Source organism: Flavobacterium phragmitis, from assembly GCF_900112575.1.
In the GTDB taxonomy this organism is placed as follows: domain Bacteria; phylum Bacteroidota; class Bacteroidia; order Flavobacteriales; family Flavobacteriaceae; genus Flavobacterium; species Flavobacterium phragmitis.
The window spans coordinates 90,164-113,128 of the sequence record NZ_FOMH01000010.1 but is presented as its reverse complement, the minus strand read 5'-3'; the positions used below and the strand labels follow the sequence as shown (position 1 = coordinate 113,128).

The following is a 22,965-nucleotide window of genomic DNA, read 5'->3' as shown; positions in this document are numbered from 1 at the left end:
ATATTTAAATTTGCAGCCAAAATAACAACAACACAACTCTTATGTATAAATTGATAATTCGTCCGATACTTTTTTGGTTTGATCCTGAAGAAGTGCATTACTTTACTTTTTCATTCGTTAAATTCATTTCAAAAATCCCAGGAGTTTCATCAATTATAAGAGCCATCTACGAGGTAAAAGATTCTCGATTAGAAAGAGAAGTTTTCGGAATTAAATTCAAAAATCCGGTTGGACTTGCTGCGGGATTTGATAAAGATGCCAAACTTTATAAGGAATTAAGTGATTTTGGTTTTGGTTTTATCGAAATTGGAACTGTAACTCCGGTTGGACAAGAAGGAAATCCGAAAAAACGTTTGTTCCGTTTAAAAGAAGACCAAGCGATTATTAACCGAATGGGATTTAATAACGGAGGTGTTCTGGAAGCTGTTGAACGTTTGAAGAAAAATTCTGGAGTTTTAATTGGAGGAAACATCGGAAAAAACAAAGTTACTGATAACGAAGATGCCGTTAAAGATTACATCATTTGTTTCGATGCTTTGTTCGATCATGTTGATTATTTTGTTGTAAATGTAAGTTCGCCAAACACGCCAAATTTAAGAGCTTTACAAGATAAAGAACCTCTGACAGCTTTATTGCAGACTTTGCAAAACAGAAATGTTGAAAAACAAAAAACAAGCACGCAGAAAGTAAAACCAATTCTTCTGAAAATTGCTCCAGATCTTACAGACGAGCAATTGTTAGATATTATTGACATTGTAAAAACGACTCAAATTGCAGGTGTAATTGCAACCAACACAACCATTTCAAGAGAAGGTTTGCAATCTGCTAACCAATCTGAAACGGGAGGTTTATCAGGAAAACCATTAACAAAACGTTCTACAGAAGTAATTCGTTTTCTTTCGGAAAAAAGCAATAAAGCATTCCCAATTATTGGAGTGGGAGGAATTCATTCAGCAGATGATGCCATCGAAAAACTAAATGCTGGAGCAAGTTTGGTGCAATTGTACACTGGTTTTATTTATGAAGGGCCAGCCTTGATAAAAGCAATTAATAAGAAAGTTTTAGGACAGTTTTAAAAGCAGCTGAACCAATAATCCAGCGAGAATTGCAATTCCAAAACTGATTAATGTACCGATTAGAACATATTCGGTCAATTTTCTGTCTTTGGCTTCTTTTAAGTCACCAAACCTAAAAATAGATTTAGCGGCCAATAAAAAACCGATTGCTTCAAAATGATCCGTCAGTATAAATCCGAAAACGAATAAGCGTTCTAGGATTCCAATATAATTTCCTGCAGCGACTAATGAGTTGTCCTGATTATTGATTTTGCTCTCAGGTGCCCAGATGGAAATTATGGTTTTAATAAAAATGGACGTTGGTTTAGTAAGAAGTAAAATACCAGTTGCAAAAATCCAAAACACATTATCCTCCCAAAAATAAGGGAGACTTTTGTTTTCATATAAAAGCACAACGCAAATTAAAACTAAAATATGAGCAATTTGATCCACTACAAACCAAGTGCGTTTGTTTTTCTTTTTCTGAAAATTTAGTTTGATCAAATCAATGATGCCATGCGTTATGGCAATTAAAATGGCGTAGGGAATAAAACGGATTTCGCCGGCTAGAATTGCTACTAAAATTCCATGAAGCAGAATGTGAATATATAAGTAAATACTTTTGTGTTTTTTGGCTTCTTTATCCGCGACCCAAGTTCCCGGTTGCCAGATAAAATCACCTAATAAATGTGCTAAAAGTAGTTTTACGAATAAAATCATAAGGCTGTGAGTTGTTTTATTTGAGTTCTAAAATATCGATCTAAATTCATAACCAAATCAAATTGAGCACGTTTTTGTCTTCGGCTCACGGCAGCTTGATTGATGCCTAATTTCTGTCCCAGTTCTTCTTGCGAAAGTGTTGGGTTTTCTATTGCTAAGGCAATAAATTCTGAAGATTGCACCAGCCAGCTGTTCATAAAAGTTAACGCCAATTGCAGCATTAAATTGAGTTTCTCATCAAAATTGGTATCACCTGTTCGCAGTGCCAAAGTAACTTTCTGTTTTTTTAAGGTTTCAAAAAGTTCTCCAGAATGAATAAAAGCCGAACCATTGCTTTCGGATATTTTTGACGCATTATGCGTTTTATCTCCAAAACCAATACTCATCCTCGCATCCGATTTTATAGCGCGTAAACGAGCCTTAATTAGAATAGTGGTCAACAAGGCCTCTTCAGGATTAGAAACTTCAATCTGGAATTCATCACCGCGGTATATTTCCCATTGACTTGGCGTAACACCAAACGGAGTTAGAATCTTTTTTAAATCTTCCACCCAATGTTCTGATTTCTGCTGTCTTGAACCAATTATGTCTCCCGTAATTACACTAGTCATAATCAAATATAATTAAAAAATAATAAACTTTCTATTACAAATATAAGTAATAAAATTAATTATTACGTTTTTTGGTAATATTTTAAATTATTACGTTTTTGTGTAATAAGTTGAAGTATTACGATATTGAGTAATAATAGCATTCTCTTAAATTCTCTTTTATTTCTTTAAAAAAGAAACTACCTTAGCTTTTACAAAAGAATAAGCTTTGAATAAAGAAATCAAAATCATTGAATGTCCTAGAGATGCCATGCAAGGCATAAGAGATTTTATTCCGACCCAAAATAAAGTTTCCTATATACAGGCTTTGCTTAGAGTAGGTTTTGATACTATTGATTTCGGGAGTTTTGTTTCGCCAAAAGCGATTCCGCAGATGCAGGATACTGCAGCAGTTTTAGAACAGCTGGATTTGTCTCAGACGACTAGTAAACTACTATCCATTATTGCTAATACGCAAGGAGCAGTAACGGCCTCCGAATACGAGCAAATTCAATATTTAGGATTTCCATTTTCTATTTCAGAGAATTTTCAAATGCGTAACACGCATAAAACCATTGCAGAATCTTTGATTACATTAGAAGAAATTCTGGAAGTTGCCGATAAGAAAAAGAAGGAAGTCGTAACCTATCTTTCAATGGGTTTTGGGAATCCATACGGAGATCCGTGGAATGTGGAAATTGTTTCAGAATGGACAGAAAAGCTTGCAGGCATGGGGGTAAAAATCCTATCCCTTTCAGATACTGTTGGAACTTCTACGCCAGAAGTAATTACTTATTTGTTTTCACATTTAATTCCTAAATATTCAGAGATTGAATTTGGAGCACATTTGCACACAACCCCTGAAAGTTGGTTTGAAAAAATAGATGCAGCTGCAAAAGCTGGCTGTACTCGTTTTGACGGTGCTATTCAAGGTTTTGGAGGCTGTCCAATGGCAACCGATAAATTGACAGGAAACATGCCCACAGAAAAACTGGTTTCTTATTTTACTGCGAATAAAAAAACAACGGGGCTTAATTCTCTAAGTTTTGAGAGTGCCTACAATGAAGCCTCAAAATTGTTTGGAAAGTTTCATTAATTAATAGTTATATTTATCTATCTTCGATAATGATTGTAAACATTAAGCGTTATATTTAATGTTGAAATAGTATGAGCCATGAAATTAATTCCTTTCTATAAAATTCCAAGTCTGTTTTTTTTGACTTTCCTGTTTTTTTCCTGTTCCAGCGAATTAGACTTCGATCAGATAAAAGATTTAAAATTAGAGCCGGTCTTTGTGGCAAATCTTGCTTACTTTGATATTCCTGCCAATCAGCTAATAGATGACGGTACAATCAATATAGCTTATGATGTTAGAAATTTTACTGTTTTTAAAGATAAGTTTTTTAATGAACGATTAAAGAAAGCAGAGTTCGATTTCGAAATCGAAAATACAATCGATCGTGCCTTTTCTCTAAACATGCTTTTGATGAACGATCAAAATGAAGTACTGCAGACGATATCTTTTCCTGTCCCTTCTTATCAAGGAGGTTCCAATGTTATAAAATATCCAACAGAAGTTTTTGAAAATGAACGCTTAGCTCTTCTAAAACAAACCACTAAAATAGGATTCGTAGTTTTAATTGCTTCGGGCGATCCCTTGAATAACCAAAGTTCAGGAAGCCTAAAATTGAGATCAAGTGCAACGGCTTATTTAGTGATAGAATGAGAAAAGTATATCTGATTTTCTGTGTCGTTTTGCAGCTGTCTTGTTTCGCTCAAAATAAGGAGTTATTGTATAATTTTACTTCAATTCCGCAGTCATTACTAGTAAATCCAGGAGCTGATGTTTCGTATAAATATTATTTTGGCTTTCCTATTTTATCTGGAATTTCTGCTAATGTAGGGTCGAAAGGTTTTACGGCCTATGACTTATTTGCTGATAATGGTGTAGACTTTAATCAAAAAGTCAGAAACGTAATCAATAAATCCTCCCGAAATGATAAAGTAATGACCAATCAGCAATTAGATATATTTTCTGGTGGTTTTAGAGTAGGAGGAAGAGAAAGTAAATCGTATGTTTCATTTGGGCTGTATCAGGAATTTGATTTTTTCATGTATGTTCCTAAAGATCCTGCTCTATTGGCTTTGAATGGAAATAGAGATTACATTGGAAAATCTTTTAATCTTGGAGATTTAACAGCAAAGGCTGAGGTGCTTTCTGTGCTTCATGTCGGATATCATAAAAAAGTAAATGATAAGTTTGTTTATGGAGGACGTGCAAAAATTTATTCAAGTGGCGCCAATGCAACATCAACTAAAAACTCAGGCTATATTTATACAGGACAGAATGCTGGAAATCCAAATGTTTACAACCAAATTATTTCTTCCAATTTAGAATTAAAAACTTCTGGAATCTCTAAGTTTACCAAAGATGAATACGAAGGAAACGTAGCTCGAGATTTAGTAAGTAATACTTTTTTTGGTGGAAGTTTGGGGCTCGGAGTAGATGCAGGAATTACCTATTATATTAAAGATAATTTACAGCTTACAGCCAGTATAATTGATTTGGGCTTTATAAGACAATCTAAAGATATTGAGACGCTTACGTACAAAGGGACTTATCAATACAATGGTGTAAACCCAGATTTTATGGGGAACGATAATCCGGAAGATGTTTTTGATGAATTTGAAAAAGCCATTCCGAGAGATACATTGTATAATAAATACACCACTTGGCGTCCGACTAAATTCTATTCATCCATTCAATATTCATTTGGAGAAGCACGTCCTGATGACGAATGTAACTGTCGAGGCCAGATTAATAAATACTATAAAAATGCGGTAGGAGCACAGCTTTTTGCTATGACCACACCGCGCGAACCTATTGCAGCTTTGACTGCTTTTTACAGAAGAAATATATTTAAAAAATTAGATGTAAAAGCAACTTATACTTTTGATTCATTCTCAAACAAGAATATCGGATTAGGAATTGCTGGAACAATTGGCTCGGTTAATATTTATGCTCTGGCGAATAATATTCTAGAATACAAAGATTTGTCCAAAGCCAGCAGTGCAGCATTTCAAATCGGAATCAATTTTGTTTTTCAAGATAAAGAAGATTAATTAGGAGCTCTTTCCAGCTGTACATTTCAAGCGCTCGACCCAAAAAACTTTTTTTCAAGATTTAAAAAGAGCTTCCGTTGGTCGCTTTTTTAAATCAGAAAAAAAATGTTTTTTGGCTTTTCGTGGCTTTCCATTTCCATCTGGGCTAGGTAGTTCTATTTGTAAGATGATTCCTGTAAGGGTAAATTTATGAATAAGTTAGTATTCAAGTTAGCAATTTATTCACTATATTTGCACGCAATTCAACTAGAAATTGCACCATGATAGCACACAACTCCAAGATTATCGGCGAAGGTTTAACTTACGACGATGTATTATTAGTACCTAACTACTCGAATGTGCTTCCCCGCGAAGTGAGTATCAAATCAAAATTCTCAAGAAACATTACATTAAACGTTCCAATTGTATCTGCTGCTATGGATACAGTTACTGAAAGTGCAATGGCAATTGCTATGGCACAAGAAGGAGGAATCGGTGTTTTACATAAAAATATGACTATCGAACAACAAGCAGGAAAGGTTCGAAAAGTAAAACGTGCAGAAGCTGGTATGATTATCGATCCGGTAACTTTACCAATGAATTCTACTATTGCTGATGCAAAAAATGCCATGAAAGAATTCGGAATCGGTGGTATTCCAATTGTTGACGAAAATAAAATCCTTAAAGGTATTGTTACTAATCGTGACTTACGTTTCGAAAAAAATGGAGCAAGACCAATTGCTGAAGTTATGACAAGCCAAAACTTAGTAACGGTTTCTGAAGGAACTTCTTTAGAGCAGGCTGAAGTGGTTTTACAAGGTCATAAAATCGAAAAATTACCAGTTGTAAATGATAAAAACGAATTAGTTGGTCTGATTACGTTTAGAGACATTACAAAACTGACTCAAAAACCAATCGCAAACAAAGATTCTTTTGGTCGTTTAAGAGTTGCAGCTGCAATTGGAGTTACCGGAGATGCAGTTCAAAGAGCTGAAGCTTTAGTAAATGCTGGTGTAGACGCCATCATTATCGATACAGCTCACGGACATACAGAGGGTGTGGTAAACACTTTAAAAGAAGTAAAATCAAAATTTCCTCAAATAGATGTTATCGTTGGGAACATTGCAACACCAGAAGCTGCTAAATATTTAGTAGAAAATGGTGCAGACGGTGTAAAAGTAGGAATCGGACCTGGTTCTATCTGTACAACACGTATCGTTGCGGGTGTTGGTTTTCCTCAGTTCTCAGCAGTTTTAGAAGTTGCTGCAGCGATTAAAGGAACTGGAGTTCCTGTAATTGCAGATGGTGGAATTCGTTATACAGGAGATATTCCTAAAGCAATCGCTGCAGGTGCTGATTGTGTAATGTTAGGTTCATTATTAGCAGGAACAAAAGAATCTCCAGGAGAAACTATCATTTTTGAAGGAAGAAAATTCAAATCATACCGCGGAATGGGATCTGTTGAAGCAATGCAGACAGGTTCTAAAGATCGTTATTTCCAAGATGTTGAAGACGATGTTAAAAAGTTAGTTCCAGAGGGAATCGTTGGACGTGTTCCTTACAAAGGAGAATTAAACGAAAGTATGCTTCAATTTATTGGTGGTCTTCGTGCAGGTATGGGATACTGTGGATCAAAAGATATTCCTACTTTACAAGAAACAGGACGTTTCGTGAGAATCACTTCAAGCGGAATCACTGAAAGCCATCCGCATAATGTAACGATTACAAAAGAAGCTCCAAATTATTCTAGATAAGCATAATGAATCTGCAGTTCAGGCTAAAAGAAGTTCTTGAAGTTGATTTGTATTATGGATTTTATGATATCTATGTTTTAGGTGGTTTTGATGTTCAGGTTAATGACGATTTTTTTGTTGAAATACTTGATTTGAAAACAAATGAATCGATATTATTGAGAGAGAAAAGTCTTAAAATAAGAGATTATAAAAATGGAAAAAGAGCGGTCAAATATTTTAGTTTTCAGATAAATGAAAAGGCGAAATATAAAATTTCAGTTCATAATTATGAAGATATGACTGTATTTAATTCCATGTTAGGAGGTAATCCTTTTAGTATTTTTAATTTATTGAAAAGACTTTATGGAATAAAAAGGAAACAAATACAGTTAGATGAGATAGAGATATTGATCTCTTAATATATAGAAAAGGCGTAAGAATTTTAATCTTGCGCCTTTTTATTTGTGTTTATTCTTTAAATGTCAGTCCGTTCTTTTTTAATTCTTGTAAAAGTTTAGGCAGACTGCTTGGTCCAATTCCATGTAAAGACATGATTTCTTTTTGAGTATATTGGGATAAATCTTCCACAGTTTTTATATTCTTAGTTTCCAAAGCTCTTCTTGCAGGCGCTGATAAAACAGCTAAAAGTCAAGAATCTGGTTTTCGTTCTACTTCACAAATAGGGCAAGTTGGACAATCGCTAGTTTTAAAATAGTGATGTCCATTTTTGCAGGTTCTTTTATTTTTTGAAAGATTTGTCATAAATATAAAGCTATAGAATTTACTTTTATTCGTAACGGCTATTCAAAATATCTTCCGCAACAATATCAGAATGTAGTAAATCTTCCATTTTTTTTGTCATACGCTGTGCCTCTAAAGCATAGCCAAACATTTTTTGTTCATAATCTGCGATTGCTTCATCAATTGTATCGAATTTCCCGTTGGTTAAATTTTGGGTTAAATGAAAGGCATCAAATAATCCCATATTGACTCCTTCGCCGGCAAATGGAGGCATTAAATGCGCTGCATCGCCTACAAGAGTAATGTTCGAATGTTCTTTCCAAGGTTCTTCTAAGGAAAATAATCGCAATGGCAAACCAGAAAATTCAGTTGATGTAGCAAAGAATTTTTTATAATCATCTCCCCAATTTTTAAAAGTTTCATTTAAAAAAGCAATCACAGCTTGATTATCCTCAAAATTGATTCCGTGGTTTGAAATCCAATCTTCACTGGCTTTAAAAGAAACACCAAAATGTACAGAACCGTCACGCATTGTATGAGTATAAAACATTTTATGTTCACCCATTGCCATCACATTTCCGTTTCCGTATTTAGGTTTAAACTCAGGGTAGTCTCGATCTGGATTTACGATTTCACCTTGGATAATATAGGTTCCAGAAAGTTGCGGTTCCTGATTGCTCACAAATTTTCTGGCATTGGATCTTCCTCCGTTTGCCACGATAACAAAATCAGCTGTAGCTGTTTTACCGTTTTTGAATTCTAAAATATATTGGTTTTCCGTTTTTTCGAGATTAATCAATTGACTGTCCCAAACAACAGTACCTTCGCTGAGATTTTCCAGCATAATTTTTCTAAGATCATTGCGGTCAATTTCAGGACGAGAGAAAGCATTGGTTTCATCTGGCATTTCATCAGAAGTAATATTACCATCCATATCAGCCATTTTTTCACCAGTTGGTCTTGCGTATTTATAAAATTCATCCATTAAACCCGCTTTTTGAATCGCATATTGACCAGAATCTGAGTGAATATCAAGTGTTCCACCCGATGTTCTGGCTTGAGCATTGATATCTCTTTCGTAAACCGTAACGTCTGCGCCATTTATTTGTAAAATTCGTGCAGTTGTCAATCCAACAGGACCACCGCCAATAATGGCAATTTTTTTATTTTCTATAATTGAAGTTTTCATTGTATTTTGATATTGTATTAAAATTGATTTTTTAGAATTGCAACTGGCATTGATTTTTGCCATTGCCACTGAAAAATTAAGGAGTAAGCGCTTTTAGAACCAAATTAAAAGCTTCATTTTTTAAATCGTCATTAAAAACAAATGGTTTTCCGGACATTGATTTTCCTTCTCTGTGAAGTTCTAAAAGAGAGTAGAGCGAGCCATAAGCAATACTCCAAAAGACTTCAAAAGTGACAGGAATTAGTTCTTTTCTTTCAATAGAAGAAACTATAAACTGAGACATGGTTTGCTTAAAATTGCCTGTAATTTCTTGTATAATAGCATCACCATAAGTAGATTGTTTTAGGATTTCAAAACAAGTAGCTTCTCGTGTAAAATTAAGAGTGAAGTAAATACGATTTTCCCATTGATTTTTAAGCCCGTCCTTAAATGACATTTCAGGAGAAAAACCATCCAGCATTTTGTCAAAGAGTTTTCGACCAATTTCGATTCCTATTTTTCGAATCAGATCTTCTTTATCAGAATAATAGATGTAAAGAGTAGCTACAGATATTCCACATTCTTTGGCAAGACGATTCATGCCGAAACCTTCTACACCTTGATTGACAATCATTTCAATTGCTTTCTGTTTTACAATTTCTTCTTTATTGATGTCTCGTGTTCTCATAATTTTAAATAATTATGGTACAAAGATATGAATAATAAATGAACGATCGCTTATTTAAGAAGCGTTTTTTTCTAGTTGATTTTTTTTTAGAATAAAAAAAGCCCGCAAACACTTACGGTTTACGAGCTAAAAAAAAATACTTCGTTTTGAAATCTTAAATCTCAGAACTCTGATTAGATTCTCTAAGATTTTGATTTTCTAAAATCTCTTTCAGGAATGGTTTAGTTTGCGTTTCAATTTCAGATTCAGAAATGTTCAACGCTTTTGGATCAGATGCAAGTTGCAACCAAGGTTTTGGACCGTCAAAATCGTAGCTTCCAAAGACAACAACTGGAGTTCCTTTTACTTTTACATTTTCTTTGTCCTTCAAAATCCATTCATCGGCAAATTTATAAAGGAATTTTGCATCCTTTTCTAATAATCTTAAACAGGAATGAGAAGCTGGATAACCAGGCAGTTCATATTGATGAAAACCAACACCTAATTTGTTTTCAATGTTGAAATTCCATTTTAATTCCCACTCATCATTAAATGTACTGGTTGTTTTTTCGGCTTTCCAATTAGTGAAAAATAACCCTGTTGGAGTAGGATCTTTTTTTCTTCCCATATTAGTTGGACCAGTACGAACCAATTCGCCATTTTCGTACACAGCAAAAGTTTGCGTTGGATAGGAGAATAAGATGATTTTGGAAACTTCCTGTAAAGCTGCAACATGCACTGGAAACGGAAGATAATAAACCAAATCCCCACTAAAATCGGCTGGAATAACAACCGAATCCAGTTTTTTTAAATTGGCTTTATCCGTTCTGTTTACGGCATAAACAATATTCATTTTAGTGCTGTCGGCTTCATTTGCTTTAAGCCAATCTTTGGTCTTTTGAAACTGATAAGAAACTGCAGATTCTGGCTCTTTGTATTCTACTACTTTTTTAGTGGTTTTATTTTCTGTTATTTCAATAGTATCTGTTTTTTTACAGGAAACCATTAAGGCTAGTATCAATATAAGAAGGGCATTTGCGGTGTAATATAACTTTTTCATAGGTCGTTAATTTTATGAAAATAAAGTTATAAATCTGATAGCCAAAAAGGGTTACATAATTTTTTGAATTGTTTTCGGGATTTTCATTTTCAAATTGATGATAAAAAGGAATTAACATCTTGACTCCATTGAAGCTCGTTTTTTATTAGATAATTTTCATGTCCAGTATTTTTGTAAACATGAAGTTCTTTAAAGCCTTTTAGATTTTTATAAATTTCATCTATTTCTGATCTGCTGACACTTTTATCTTTTTCACCATAAAGTAATAATGTTGGACAGTTTATTTTTTCTGCATATTCTGATGGATTATGATTGAATCCCCAAAAGCCATTTTGTATGCCTCCCCAAAAAAGTAAAATTCGGGCCATTGGAAAAGTTGGAGCATGCATTTTTTTGAATCTTGCGCAAACAGTTTTGTACATAGAGCCAAATGGACATTCTATAATTATTCCTTTTGGATTTATTTGGCTGTCATCAATACATTTCATTATGGCAACGGCTCCCATTGAAGTTCCAAATAAATAAATATTTTTTTCTCCTGTAGATGTGATATAATCAAAACAGGTTTTTACTTCTTCAGATTCTTTAAAACCAATTGTTGTCTGATTCCCTTCGGAGTTACCGCTACCCATAAAATCAATCAGCATGGTGTTAAATCCTAATTTTAGAAATTCATTTGATTTGTCAATAATGGAAGATTTTTCACCGCCATAACCATGAAATAGAATAACTGTTCCTCTAGAATTTTGATTTTTAATGAGCCAGCATTCTATTTCTTTATTGCTTTTTAATTTTATAGTTTGATATTTCTGAGTTGGAAATTTTTTATTCTGCGGTTTTGGATTATTTACTCCAAAAAGTAATGTCTTTGCTTTTTCAAACGAAGAGAGTTTTTCCGGACTTTTCGTCTTTTGGGAATTTGATGCTGTAAAATGAGTTAATTTATAAGCATGGATAAATGCTATTACATTTAAACATATAAAAAGAAATAAGATTATTTTAAAGTATTTGTTCTTTAATAATTTCATTTTTGCTCAATTAATTTCAAAGTATATTTCAATTGTGAGTCTCTATTTTGCATAAAATCTTCAAAAGTCTGTTTCACTGCATGATGAGGAATAATTCCTCTGCCAAAAATCTGATTTGACTTTTCAGGCACATCTTGATCCAGATTTACAATAGAAAATTGTGTTTTGATTTTAGTGTTTGGCAATTCATATTCAATAGGAGTGTGGCCATTATGTCCGAAATAACCGCCCATAGTTTCTTCGCCAATCACAATTGCTTTTGTGTTTCCGGCAACCAAAGAAGCAAATAATGATCCTGCAGAAGCAATTCTTGGGCTTATTAATAAATAAATCTGTCCTTTGAAATTGTTGGGATCTGGTTGTAATAACGGATTGAATTTTTCATTCTGATAATATTTCCCATTTTCCAATTTCGGAAATTCTTCTTTTAGTTCGTCTTCAAAATCTTTTTTCTCTTCCTGTTTTTTCTGGGGTTCCGTTTCTTCATAAACTAAATATTCCGAAAAAGGAATTTCCTGAAAATTGATAAAAGCAGAAGCATTTTCTCTAAACGGTTTTTGTGTAAGATAGGAGAAAGTTACAATATCATTGGGATCGGTACCGCCACCATTATTTCGAACATCCACAATAAAATTTTGTATCTGGTTGTTTTGGGAAAGATATTGGAAACAGCTGTCCAGGTATTTTTTGTATGCCAGATGTTCTTTATGTTTTGCATTTCTGCCAATGACAAAGCTATGGACAGAAAGTAAAGCGGTATTGCTGGAAATTACTTTAAAAGAATATTTGTCTTTTGCACGATTGTATTGTAAGCTGTCAATTGGAAGAGAATGACGTTTTTTAAAATTCTCTTTTCGTGTTTCATTTGAAACTGCAGAAATAGTTTTTTTGAGTTTTTTGGTCTGATTTGGAAGTGAATATTCTACTGAAAATTTCTTTTGAGGTCCATATTCTATTTCAAAATATTTAGCGAAAGAACTCCCAATTCCAATTGATTTTCCTGTTATGTTATAACCGTCAGTTGTGTAATATTTATAGAAAGAGGACAGTAGTTTTTGAGTTTTAATTCCATTTATACTCAGGATTTGAGAACCCAAAGGAATTTCGTTGTTTTGAAAATTAACAATCAGTTTGTCTTCAATTAGTTTAACAGGATAAGGGAAGAAAACATTTCCTGATGCATATTGTTTTTCGAAATCATCAGGAAGTGTAGTGTCATTATGAAGACTTCCTTCAAAGTCGGTTATTCGCAGGATTATTTTATAGAATTCGATTAATTCTTTAGGTTTATTTAATTGTGTAAACGCCCACGAATAAATGCTGTCAACCTGCTGTTTTGTTCTGTATTTGTAAAGACCAGAATTGGCTTTTTCTCTTATTTCTTTAAAAATAGTAAGATCCTGTTTTAGCTTTTCAGCCGATAATTTTTCATTCTGAGAGAATAATAAGATCGGAAAGCAGAAAAGAATAGCTATTTTTAATTTGAGCATTTTATATTTTTTAGTGAATCTAAAATACTCAAAAAAACTTACTTATAGCAAACCTTTAATTTTTGCGTGCTGTAACAGCAAAATAGTTTTTGCATCTGTAATTTCTCCCGATTCAATCATAGCATAAGCTTCATCAAAAGTATATTCTAAAACTTCAATATTTTCCTGTTCAGCATCCAATCCACCACCTTCGCTAACCTTCATGCTTTCATCGTATTCGCCAACAAAAAGATACAAAATTTCGGTTACAGCGCCTGGAGACATGTAGGTTTCAAATACTTTCTCCACTTTAGAGATACGATACCCTGTTTCTTCTTCGGTTTCACGAATGATTGCAGTTTCTGGATTGTCTTTGTCTAAAAGTCCTGCACAGACTTCAATCATCATTCCGTCTTTGTTTCCATTAAGGAAAGTTGGTAAACGAAATTGGCGTGTTAAAATCACTGTTTTTTTAGTTGAATTGTATAATAAAATTCCGGCACCATTACCACGGTCATAAACTTCACGAGTATGAATTTCAGATACGCCGTTTTCTTTTTGGTAATCAAAAGTAACTCGGTTAAGGATATACCAATTGTCTGATAATAACTTCGTTTCTTTAATTTCAACTTTTGGATTTTTCATAAATGAAATAATTTGTATAAAAAAACGCTCTGATTACAGAGCGTTTAAATGTATTATTTTGTTATTGTTTGTTTTCTGTCTGGTCCAACCGATACAATTTTGATTGGCACTTCGATTTCTTTTTCAATAAACTCAATATATTCTTTTAGCTCAATTGGCAATTGATCGTAAGTTGTCAATCCAGTTAAATCTTGCTTCCATCCTTTAAATTCTTTGTAAACCGGAGTAACATTTTCTGGTTCAATGTTATAAGGGAAGTGAGAAATGTTTTGTCCTTTGTAGTTGTACTCTGTACAAACTTTTAGAGTTTCAAATCCAGAAAGAACGTCACCTTTCATCATCATTAACTGCGTAACTCCGTTAACCTGAACAGCATATTTTAAAGCTACTAAGTCTAGCCATCCGCAACGTCTTTGTCTTCCTGTTACAGAACCAAATTCGTTTCCTACTCTTGCCATTGTAGCACCCACTTCGTCAAAAAGTTCAGTTGGGAAAGGTCCGCTACCAACACGAGTAACGTAAGCTTTAAAAATTCCGTAAACTTCTTTGATTTTGTTAGGAGCAATTCCTAAGCCAGTACAAGCTCCTGCTGCAGTTGTATTTGATGATGTTACGAACGGGTAAGTTCCGAAATCAACATCCAATAAAGATCCTTGAGCTCCTTCGCAAAGAATAGATTTACCTGCTTTTTGAGCTTGATGCATATATTCTTCACTGTCAATGAAATCTAATTTTTTTAATTCTTCAATAGCTTCAAAGAATTCTTTTTCTAGTTCTGCTAAATTGTACTGAATGTTTACATCATAAAAAGCAATCATTGCTTCATGTTTATCAGCCAAAGCTCTGTAACGCTCTTTAAAATCTTCTAACTCGATATCTCCAACACGTAAACCGTTTCTGCCAGTTTTGTCCATATAAGTTGGTCCAATTCCTTTAAGAGTAGAGCCAATTTTAGCTTTTCCTTTAGATGCTTCAGAAGCAGCGTCAAGTAAACGGTGAGTTGGTAAAATTAAGTGTGCTTTTCTAGAAATGATTAATTTGCTTTTGATATCAAGGTTGAATTTCTCCAAACCTTCGATTTCTTTTTGAAAAACTACAGGGTCAATTACAACACCATTTCCGATGATATTTACTGAATTTTTATGAAAAATTCCAGAAGGGATAGTTCTAAGTACGTGTTTAATTCCGTCAAATTCTAATGTATGTCCTGCATTTGGTCCTCCTTGAAAACGTGCAATAATATCATAATTTGAGGTAAGTACGTCTACAATTTTTCCTTTACCTTCATCTCCCCATTGTAATCCTAGTAATAAATCTACGGTCATTCTTTTTTTAATTTGCGTTGGGACAATCTAAGTCGTCCTACTGATTATGTAGTTAATTTTCTTTTTTTTTGTCTTTTTTGAAAAAGTCTGATTTTTCAGACTATGAATTCGAATTCTGCTTTTTGTTTCCGTAGAAATAAAGCGAATGATTTGTGATTTCGATATCAAATATTTCTTCGATCGTTTTTTTGATCGTTTGAATTCTTGGGTCACAAAATTCAATTACTTCTCCAGAATCAGTCATGATAATGTGATCATGCTGTTTGTCGAAATAAGACTTTTCGTAGTAAGCCTGATTTTGCCCAAATTGATGCTTTCTAACCAAAGCGCAGTCTAACAATAACTCAATCGTGTTGTATAAAGTAGCTCTACTCACACGATAGTTTTTGTTTTTCATTTTGATATACAGATTTTCGATGTCAAAATGTTCCTCGCTGTCGTAAATTTCCTGAAGTATAGCATAACGCTCAGGAGTTTTGCGATGCCCTTTTTGCTCAAGATACATTGTAAAAACGTTTTTTACAATTTCTTGATTTCTAGTGTTGTCAGTTGAAATGAGTGTCATATCCGGCAAAGATAAATTTTTATTTTCAATCAATAAAAGTTTCGGGTTTAAAGTTTAGTTATAAATCCCTTATAGATAGGTTAAAAAGTTAGGTTCTGTATTCTCTTGTGACCTTGTCAACACCATCAATTTTCTTAATTGCATTGATCATTTTCTTCAAAATAGTGTTGTTTTTTACAATTACAGCGATCTGACCGTGGAAAATTCCAGCATCTGTACTCAAAGAAATACTTTGAATATTCACGCTCATATTGTTCGAAATTACACGAGTTAATTGGTTGGTAAGTCCTAACACATCCATTCCCGTAATATTGATAATCGCTTTGAATTCTTCTTGAGACGAATCAATCCATTTGGCGCTCATGATTCGGTAAGCATAATTAGACTGCATTCCAATCGCGTTTGGACAATCTTTTTTGTGTACTTTAATACCTTCGTTGATAGTCACAAAACCAAATACATCATCGCCTGGAATTGGGTTGCAACATTGCGATAACTTATAATCCAGCTTATCATGTTCCGTTCCAAAAACCAGCATGTCGTAATTACTGCTGATAACTGGTTTATGAATATCTTCTGAAGCAGTTGTGTCTTTATTTCGTTTAATTTTATTTTTAAAGAAATTGATAAACGAATTGCTTTTCTGCGCTGCGTAGTCTTTCAACTGTTGGTTTTCAATCGCACCAATTCCAACTCTGTAAAATAAATCTAAACTTGTTTTTAATTTAAAAAAGTTGACTAATTCGTTGGTTACTTGTTCGTTAAAAGTAACTTTTAGATGTTTTAATTTTCTAACAAGTAATTCTTTTCCTTCCTCGGCAATTTTTTTAGTGTTCTCGTTAAGAACGTTTTTAATTTTATTTTTTGCTCTCGAAGTCGTTACATATTCCAGCCAGTTTACGGTTGGTTTTTGGTTTGGAGAGGTTATAACTTCAACCTGATCACCACTTTTTAATTCGTGGTTTAGAGGTACTAATCTTCCGTTTACGCGGGTTCCGCGGGTTTTAATTCCAATTTCTGAGTGAATACTAAAGGCAAAATCCAAAGAAGTAGCCCCTTTAGGCAGTGATTTGATTTCACCTTTAGGAGTAAAGACGAAGATTTCTTTAGAATATAAATTCATTTTAAAATCTTCAACAAAATCTACTGCATTGGTTTCAGGATTTTCCAAAGCTTCACGAAGAAGATTCAACCAAGTATCTAAACCGCTTTCTTCTGTTGCTCCATTTTTGTATTTGTAATGTGCAGCGTAACCTTTTTCGGCAATTTCGTCCATACGCTCGCTTCGAACCTGAACCTCGACCCAGCGTCCTTTTGGTCCCATAACCGTAATATGAAGCGCTTCGTAACCAGTTGATTTTGGTGACGAAATCCAGTCACGAAGGCGGCTTGGGCTAGGTCTGTAATGATCTGTTACGATGGAGTATATTTTCCAGGCAATAAATTTTTCGTCATGTGGATCCGCTTTATAAACAATTCGAAGTGCAAATTTGTCGTACACTTCATCGAAGGTTACGTTTTGAGCACGCATTTTTCTACGAATCGAATAAATAGATTTTGGTCGACCTTTGATGATGTAATCTACGCCTTCATTGTCTAGAGATTTCTTTAATACATCAGAAATATCTTTTATATAAGCATCTTGCTCTTCTTTTGTTTCGCGAATTTTGCTTACAATATCATTATAAATGGCAGGTTCTGTATATTTTAAACCCAAATCTTCCAGTTTTGTTTTAATGTTGTAAAGTCCCAAACGGTGGGCAAGAGGCGCATAAATGTATAACGTTTCAGAAGCAATTTTGGTCTGTTTATATTCCGCCATCGAGTCCATAGTTTGCATATTATGAAGACGATCGGCTAGTTTGATTAAAATTACACGAACATCATCATTCAGCGTAAGAATCATTTTTCTGAAATTCTCTGCCTGCATTGAAGCATTTAAGTCTTTTTGAACCAATGAGATTTTAGTAAGACCTTCAACCAATTGCGCTACTTTCGGATTAAATAAGCGTTCGATATCTTCAACCGTTATTGGAGTATCTTCTACAACATCATGAAGTAAGGCCGCAGCGATAGAGGTCGCACCCAGACCAATTTCCGAGGCAACAATTTTTGCAACTGCAATAGGATGAAATATATAGGCTTCTCCCGATTTTCGTCTCTGTTCTTTGTGAGCATCAACGGCGACATCAAATGCTTTCCGAATTAATTTTTTGTCAGTTGGGCTTAAAGTTTGGTAGCTTATTCGAAGTAATTCCTTGTATTCGTGTGCAATAGCTTTATTTTCTTTTTCAATATCTATTTCTGTCATAACGGCATAGTTCAAGTACTAAAAATAAGAATTAGTTTGAATATACACAAGGCTTTACCATTGTAGATTTTAGAGGCTAGATTTTCGATTTTTTCAGAAATAAATTCCAATTTTTTAAATCCCAAATTCCAATGTCAATGTCAAAAATCAAAATCAATTTGAAATAGTTTAGAAGTCCCAAATAAGTATAAAGAGAAGCAAATTTCAAAAAAGGAGCTCAGCGACTTTTAGAAAATCTAAAATCTAAAATCTAAAATCTAAAATCCTCTTTGTCTTTTGGCTTCAAAAATCAAAATAGCGGCAGCGACAGAAACGTTCATACTGTCAATTTCGCCCTGCATTGGGATAATGATGTTCTGTGTTGCCTCGTCACGCCATTGTTGTGTTAATCCTGTGGCTTCTGTACCTACTACCAAAGCGGTTGGAGTGGTAAAATTTTGGGTATGATAGGAAGTTGAATTTTGTAAAGTAGCACTATAGAAATTGATCTTTTTTTCTTTTAAAAAAGCAATAATTTCTTCTGTTGTTCCCGTTGCAATCTGGTTGGTGAAAAGACAACCAACGCTTGAACGAACAATGTTCGGGTTGTATAAATCGCTTTTTGGATTAGCAATTAGAACAGCATCCAAGTTAGCCGCATCGGCAGTACGCAAAACGGCACCGATGTTTCCTGGTTTTTCTAAAGATTCAACGACAAGAATTAATGGATTATCCGATAATTTTAAGTCTGATAGTTTTAAAGATTTGGTTTTGGCTACAGCCAAAATACCTTCTGTAGTATCGCGATAAGCCAGTTTCTGATAAACTTCTTTATTGATTTCTATCAGTTGAAATGGATTTTGAATTAGTTTATTGATTTCTGTTTCAGTAACTAATTCAGGTAGAAATAAAACAGTTTCAATCTCATAACCGCCTTTTATGGCCAATGAAATTTCGCGTTGTCCTTCAATTAAAAATGTTCCGGTTTGTTTTCTGGCTTTGGCTTTTTCTTGTAGTAAAACCAAAGATTTTATAAACGGATTTTGAACTGAAGTAATTTGTTTCATTTTTTTAAGGCTCAAAGTTGGAGAGGGCCAAAGGTACAGAGTTTTTTTCTTCCTGCAAGGTTTTTAAAACCTTGTAGGTTTGTTAAAAAAGGTTAGCCACGAATTTCACGAATTCGCACGAATTATTTTTCTTTCACATTGTGGAAAAAATTCGTGAGAATTCGTGAAATTCGTGGCTAACAAAAAAATTACTCTTCTGTAGAATTGTTTTCTTCTAATAAAGCAGTTTCTTCTTCAGGTCTTGTAACAACTTGATCTTTGCTTCCAAAAAGGAATTTCTTTATGGCAGCAAAAGCAGCGATAATTCCAATTACGATGAACTTTCCGAATTTTGCTAAAATAGCGAAGAATCCAACTTTAGCTAATACTTTTCCAGCCACTAAACCGCCAATTGTCCAAGCTGCAACAGTATCAGTGTCGGCATCGAAATCAAGATATTTATGTCCGTCGTTGAACTCAACACTTTTGATAATACCTGGAATACTCGCTTTTACTTCTGCCAACTGATCTACACCGGCAACAGCAGAAATATTGTACATTCCTTTTCGTCCTAAAACTCTTAAATCGTAATTCAAAGTATGATTTTTGTCTGCTCCAAACTGTAATTCTTTTGCCCAGTGTAATACTTTTAAATTGTTGTCGTAAAATGGTTTAGATGCCCAGCCAATTAATTGCACTTCAGGATAACCTGCCGTTTTTCTTTCCGCATTTGCAGTGGCAACATCTTCTTTCATGGTTTTTAGAAGATCATCATAATCAATATCATCTGCATCATCGTCTTTTACGTAACCGTCACCTTGATAACTGATTACAAACATCCAACTGTCAGCATGTGTAACACCTTTTCCGTCTGGAACAAGAGAACCTAGGATCGATTTGTCTTCGGGATTTCCCCATAAATTAGTTAGTACATTTTGGGTTTGTTCGGCATTTAAAAATTTGAATCCTTTTGGTACATTTAGTGATCCGTCTCCTTCAGGAAGCGTAATTTTTCCTGTTTCATACTTGAACGATTTGTCAATTTTGTCATAAAATGCTTTTAAGGTATCAGGCTCTTGCGCGTTGATTTTTGAAATCGAAAGAATCGATAATAATAGAAATAATAACGTTTTTTTCATTTGGGTTGAATTGGTTAAAAAAATTATTTATGGTTTTGGTTGTATTAGAATAATTCTGAAATCTCTTTTTCGACAGGATGATCGGTTTTAAAATCATATCCCATTATTTTGGCTAAAGTTTGTGCAAATTGTTTTTGGTAGAATTGAGATTCGGTTTTAATCTCGCCTTTTGGTGCAATTTCTGGTCCTATTGCAGCAAACCAAATTTCAGATGCGCCTGGAACGTCGGCACCGTGATCTGTCCATTGTGCTTTTACTTTGTCGCCACGTCCATGATCTACAGTTATAAAAAGAGTAGTTTTGTTTTTGTACTGTGGATTATTTTGAACAAAAGTCCAAATTTCCTGAATCCATTTGTCAACCTGATTCGCCGCATCCAAATATGAACGATATTGTGCATGATGCGCCCATTCGTCAGTTTCGCCATATGCGATATAAAGTACTTTTGGTTTTTTCGTTTTTAGTTCGTCTAAAGCCTGATAATGCGTAAAAACATCCAGACATTCATCCATATGAAAAGGTTTAAACGAATTGTCACGCATTTCATTTAATAACTTTTGAGAGGCAGTTGGTTTGTTTCCGCCGACTTTATCAAAAGCAGAAATTACTGAAAATCCGCTTCTTTCTTCGTTTAGAATTCTGTCAAAAGCATCCCAAGCGCCAAATGCAGCAACTTTTCCTTTCAGCTTAGACTGCTGATTTAAAAATTCGAGAACGTTTACATTCGGATTAGGTTTGTAACTATTTGAATTGACTTTCAAATCCACATTTCCTGTCATGATTTCGCTGTAACCGGGATAACTAAACCAATACGGATTAGCAACATCAACTTTGTTTCCTAAATCTCTATTGCCATAAATCTGTCCTTTCGAAGCGATTTCTGACCAGAAAAAAGGCATGAGTTTTTTACGTGCTTCTTTAATATCTGTATCAGCATATTTTTTATAAATGTAAGCGCTGTCTCCTTGATTGAATTTTTTGTCATTGGCAATTGCAGCATCAATTCCTTTAAAAACTTCCTGCCATCTAAAACCATCTGTAGTGATAATAATGATGTTTTCTGTTTTTTGAGCTAGAGATTTAAGGCTCAATAAAATGGACAGAATAAAAAAAGCTTTTTTCATTACTTATTAATTTGAAATAGAATTCAAAACTAAGTAATTTAATAAAGCAATTTTTACGTGATAACGTAATGTAACTATAAATTAATGCAAGGGAAAAAATGAAATGATTTAAATAAGGCGATAATTAGTTCTTTAAAATTTCGCAACTTTTACAAAATCCCTCTCGACTTAATTTCCAAATATTTATTAATTGCGTCAAGCGTAAGATTTTCGGGCTGTGTTAAAACCGAATGAATTCCGTATTTCTTTAATTCATTGACGATTAAACGTTTTTCGAACATGAATTTTTCGGCAATTACTTTATCGTAAACTTCCTGAATCGTAGTTGTTTTTTTATTGATGATAGAGTTCAGTTCTGTATTTTGAAAGAAAACCACAACCAATAAATGACTTTTCGCAATTCCTTTTAAATAAGGCAACTGACGATTTAATCCATCCATAGTTTCAAAATTGGTATACAGAATAATCAAACTTCTTTGATTGATATTTTTCTTGATATCAACATATAATCGACTGTAATCACTTTCAAAGAAATCGGTTTTTATGTTGTATAAAGTTTCGAGGATTTTCTGCATCTGCGAACCTCTTCTTTCGGCAAAAACTCTATTTTCTACTTTTTTAGAAAAGGCAAAAAGTCCGGCTTTGTCTTGTTTTTTGAGAATAACATTCGATAAAACTAAAGAAGAATTGATAGCATAATCCAATAAACTCAAACCATCAAAAGGCATTTGCATGACACGACCTTTATCAATAGCCATATAAACCGACTGCGATTTCTCATCCTGAAACTGATTCACCATCAAAGAATTTCTTTTTGCAGTAGCTTTCCAGTTTAAAGTTCTTAAATCATCGCCCTGAACATATTCTTTGATTTGTTCAAATTCCATTGTGTGACCAATTCGACGGATTTTTTTAATTCCATATTGAAACAAATTGTTTGAAAAAGCAATTAAATCGTATTTTCTCAATTGAATATAAGACGGATAAGTCGGAACCATCTGATCTTTATCAAAAGTAAATCTTCTGGAAATTAATCTTAACGGAGAAGAAACATAGACATTTAAAGCTCCAAAATGATATTCTCCACGTTCTGTTGGACGAAGGTCATAACCAATTTCTTTTTGTGTTGCTGCTTTTATGGTTTTGATAATTTTAAAATCACGAACTTGAAACTGAAACGGAATTTCATCAATTATTTTAACTGAAACTGGAAAATTATAATGATTTTTTAAATGGATTTTAAATGGATTTAAATCCCCATTAGATAATTTTTCAGGTGTAATTCGTTCTGCTTCCATTCCCGTTCTCGCGGTGAACAGAATTAAAAGATCAAGTGCTAAAAAAGTTCCCAAAGCCAAAACAACAAGCCAAACAGCATTGTACATGTTTGGGAAAATAAAAGCACAAACAAATAATCCTATTATGCCAATCAGCACATAGAAGAAGAAATTATTCAGATATAGACTTTTTATGAATTTCATTTTTTGTTGTTTCAAGT

21 protein-coding genes and 1 pseudogene are annotated in these 22,965 nt (G+C 33.8%); 6 read left to right on the top strand and 16 right to left on the bottom strand.

Translation table 11 applies throughout. The features are described from left to right. Nucleotides 1–41 precede the first annotated feature (41 nt). Nucleotides 42–1,076 carry a quinone-dependent dihydroorotate dehydrogenase gene (locus BM289_RS17735; RefSeq protein ID WP_091496028.1) on the top strand — a complete coding sequence of 345 codons (1,035 nt, stop codon included), beginning with the start codon at nt 42–44 and terminating at the stop codon, nt 1,074–1,076. Here BM289_RS17735 and BM289_RS17730 read toward each other — a convergent pair. Together BM289_RS17730 and BM289_RS17725 are read right to left on the bottom strand one after the other, a co-directional pair. Then, nucleotides 1,062–1,775, bottom strand: coding sequence for a DUF3307 domain-containing protein (locus BM289_RS17730; protein WP_091496026.1), 714 nt, complete (start codon nt 1,773–1,775; stop codon nt 1,062–1,064). The two genes, BM289_RS17735 and BM289_RS17730, sit on opposite strands and share 15 nt — an antisense overlap. Further along, nucleotides 1,772–2,386 (bottom strand): SatD family protein, encoded by a 615-nt coding sequence (locus BM289_RS17725; RefSeq protein WP_091496024.1) that lies wholly within the window; start codon nt 2,384–2,386, stop codon nt 1,772–1,774. The genes BM289_RS17730 and BM289_RS17725 overlap by 4 nt, the downstream gene beginning before the upstream one ends. A 208-nt stretch (nt 2,387–2,594) precedes the next feature. Between BM289_RS17725 and BM289_RS17720 the strand changes: the two genes are divergently transcribed. The 5 genes from BM289_RS17720 to BM289_RS17700 all read left to right on the top strand — a co-directional run bounded on the left by BM289_RS17720 (nt 2,595) and on the right by BM289_RS17700 (nt 7,619). Then, nucleotides 2,595–3,461 (top strand): beta/alpha barrel domain-containing protein, encoded by an 867-nt coding sequence (locus tag BM289_RS17720; protein WP_091496021.1) that lies wholly within the window; start codon nt 2,595–2,597, stop codon nt 3,459–3,461. A 78-nt stretch (nt 3,462–3,539) separates the two neighbouring features. Then, on the top strand, nt 3,540–4,091 hold the full coding sequence (locus BM289_RS17715) for a hypothetical protein (RefSeq protein ID WP_091496019.1): 552 nt from the start codon (nt 3,540–3,542) through the stop codon (nt 4,089–4,091). Continuing rightward, nucleotides 4,088–5,488, top strand: coding sequence for a DUF5723 family protein (locus tag BM289_RS17710; RefSeq protein ID WP_091496016.1), 1,401 nt, complete (start codon nt 4,088–4,090; stop codon nt 5,486–5,488). The genes BM289_RS17715 and BM289_RS17710 overlap by 4 nt, the downstream gene beginning before the upstream one ends. A gap of 260 nt (nt 5,489–5,748) precedes the next feature. Next, complete coding sequence (guaB, locus tag BM289_RS17705) at nt 5,749–7,221, top strand: IMP dehydrogenase (protein ID WP_091496014.1); 1,473 nt, start codon at nt 5,749–5,751, stop codon at nt 7,219–7,221. Nucleotides 7,222–7,226: 5 nt separating this feature from the next. After that, nucleotides 7,227–7,619 (top strand): hypothetical protein, encoded by a 393-nt coding sequence (locus BM289_RS17700; protein WP_091496012.1) that lies wholly within the window; start codon nt 7,227–7,229, stop codon nt 7,617–7,619. Nucleotides 7,620–7,668: 49 nt separating this feature from the next. Here the strand turns inward: BM289_RS17700 and BM289_RS25665 are convergent. The 14 genes and pseudogenes from BM289_RS25665 to BM289_RS17630 form a co-directional block, all read right to left on the bottom strand. Beyond that, nucleotides 7,669–7,824 (bottom strand): annotated as a pseudogene (locus tag BM289_RS25665) (DNA-directed RNA polymerase subunit alpha C-terminal domain-containing protein); the annotation flags it as partial. Between the two features lie 163 nt (nt 7,825–7,987). Beyond that, nucleotides 7,988–9,130 carry an FAD-dependent oxidoreductase gene (locus tag BM289_RS17690; protein ID WP_091496315.1) on the bottom strand — a complete coding sequence of 381 codons (1,143 nt, stop codon included), beginning with the start codon at nt 9,128–9,130 and terminating at the stop codon, nt 7,988–7,990. 76 nt (nt 9,131–9,206) lie between these two features. Next, complete coding sequence (locus tag BM289_RS17685; RefSeq protein ID WP_091496010.1) at nt 9,207–9,797, bottom strand: TetR/AcrR family transcriptional regulator; 591 nt, start codon at nt 9,795–9,797, stop codon at nt 9,207–9,209. 154 nt (nt 9,798–9,951) lie between these two features. Then, nucleotides 9,952–10,836 carry a L,D-transpeptidase gene (locus tag BM289_RS17680; RefSeq protein WP_091496008.1) on the bottom strand — a complete coding sequence of 295 codons (885 nt, stop codon included), beginning with the start codon at nt 10,834–10,836 and terminating at the stop codon, nt 9,952–9,954. A gap of 89 nt (nt 10,837–10,925) precedes the next feature. After that, nucleotides 10,926–11,864 carry an alpha/beta hydrolase gene (locus tag BM289_RS17675; protein WP_091496007.1) on the bottom strand — a complete coding sequence of 313 codons (939 nt, stop codon included), beginning with the start codon at nt 11,862–11,864 and terminating at the stop codon, nt 10,926–10,928. Next, a complete protein-coding gene (locus BM289_RS17670; RefSeq protein ID WP_091496005.1) occupies nt 11,861–13,354 on the bottom strand; it encodes a S41 family peptidase in 1,494 nt (497 codons plus the stop codon). Before BM289_RS17670 ends, BM289_RS17675 begins: the two co-directional genes overlap by 4 nt. A 42-nt stretch (nt 13,355–13,396) precedes the next feature. Then, nucleotides 13,397–13,978 (bottom strand): GDP-mannose pyrophosphatase NudK, encoded by a 582-nt coding sequence (nudK, locus tag BM289_RS17665; protein WP_091496003.1) that lies wholly within the window; start codon nt 13,976–13,978, stop codon nt 13,397–13,399. Between the two features lie 53 nt (nt 13,979–14,031). After that, the gene (locus tag BM289_RS17660) at nt 14,032–15,303 is read right to left on the bottom strand and encodes an adenylosuccinate synthase (protein ID WP_035649096.1); all 1,272 of its coding nucleotides are present in this window, start codon (nt 15,301–15,303) and stop codon (nt 14,032–14,034) included. A gap of 100 nt (nt 15,304–15,403) precedes the next feature. Beyond that, a complete protein-coding gene (locus tag BM289_RS17655; protein ID WP_091496313.1) occupies nt 15,404–15,868 on the bottom strand; it encodes a Fur family transcriptional regulator in 465 nt (154 codons plus the stop codon). Between the two features lie 88 nt (nt 15,869–15,956). After that, nucleotides 15,957–18,179, bottom strand: a complete 2,223-nt coding sequence (locus BM289_RS17650) for a RelA/SpoT family protein (protein WP_091496001.1) — start codon at nt 18,177–18,179, stop codon at nt 15,957–15,959. A 257-nt stretch (nt 18,180–18,436) separates the two neighbouring features. Then, nucleotides 18,437–19,225 (bottom strand): TrmH family RNA methyltransferase, encoded by a 789-nt coding sequence (locus BM289_RS17645; protein ID WP_091495999.1) that lies wholly within the window; start codon nt 19,223–19,225, stop codon nt 18,437–18,439. 188 nt (nt 19,226–19,413) lie between these two features. Continuing rightward, on the bottom strand, nt 19,414–20,343 hold the full coding sequence (locus tag BM289_RS17640) for a DUF2167 domain-containing protein (RefSeq protein WP_091495997.1): 930 nt from the start codon (nt 20,341–20,343) through the stop codon (nt 19,414–19,416). Between the two features lie 44 nt (nt 20,344–20,387). Continuing rightward, complete coding sequence (locus tag BM289_RS17635; protein ID WP_091495995.1) at nt 20,388–21,467, bottom strand: alkaline phosphatase family protein; 1,080 nt, start codon at nt 21,465–21,467, stop codon at nt 20,388–20,390. 149 nt (nt 21,468–21,616) lie between these two features. Beyond that, nucleotides 21,617–22,948: a DUF58 domain-containing protein gene (locus BM289_RS17630; RefSeq protein ID WP_091496311.1), complete on the bottom strand. Its 1,332-nt coding sequence runs from the start codon at nt 22,946–22,948 to the stop codon at nt 21,617–21,619. Nucleotides 22,949–22,965 lie beyond the last annotated feature (17 nt).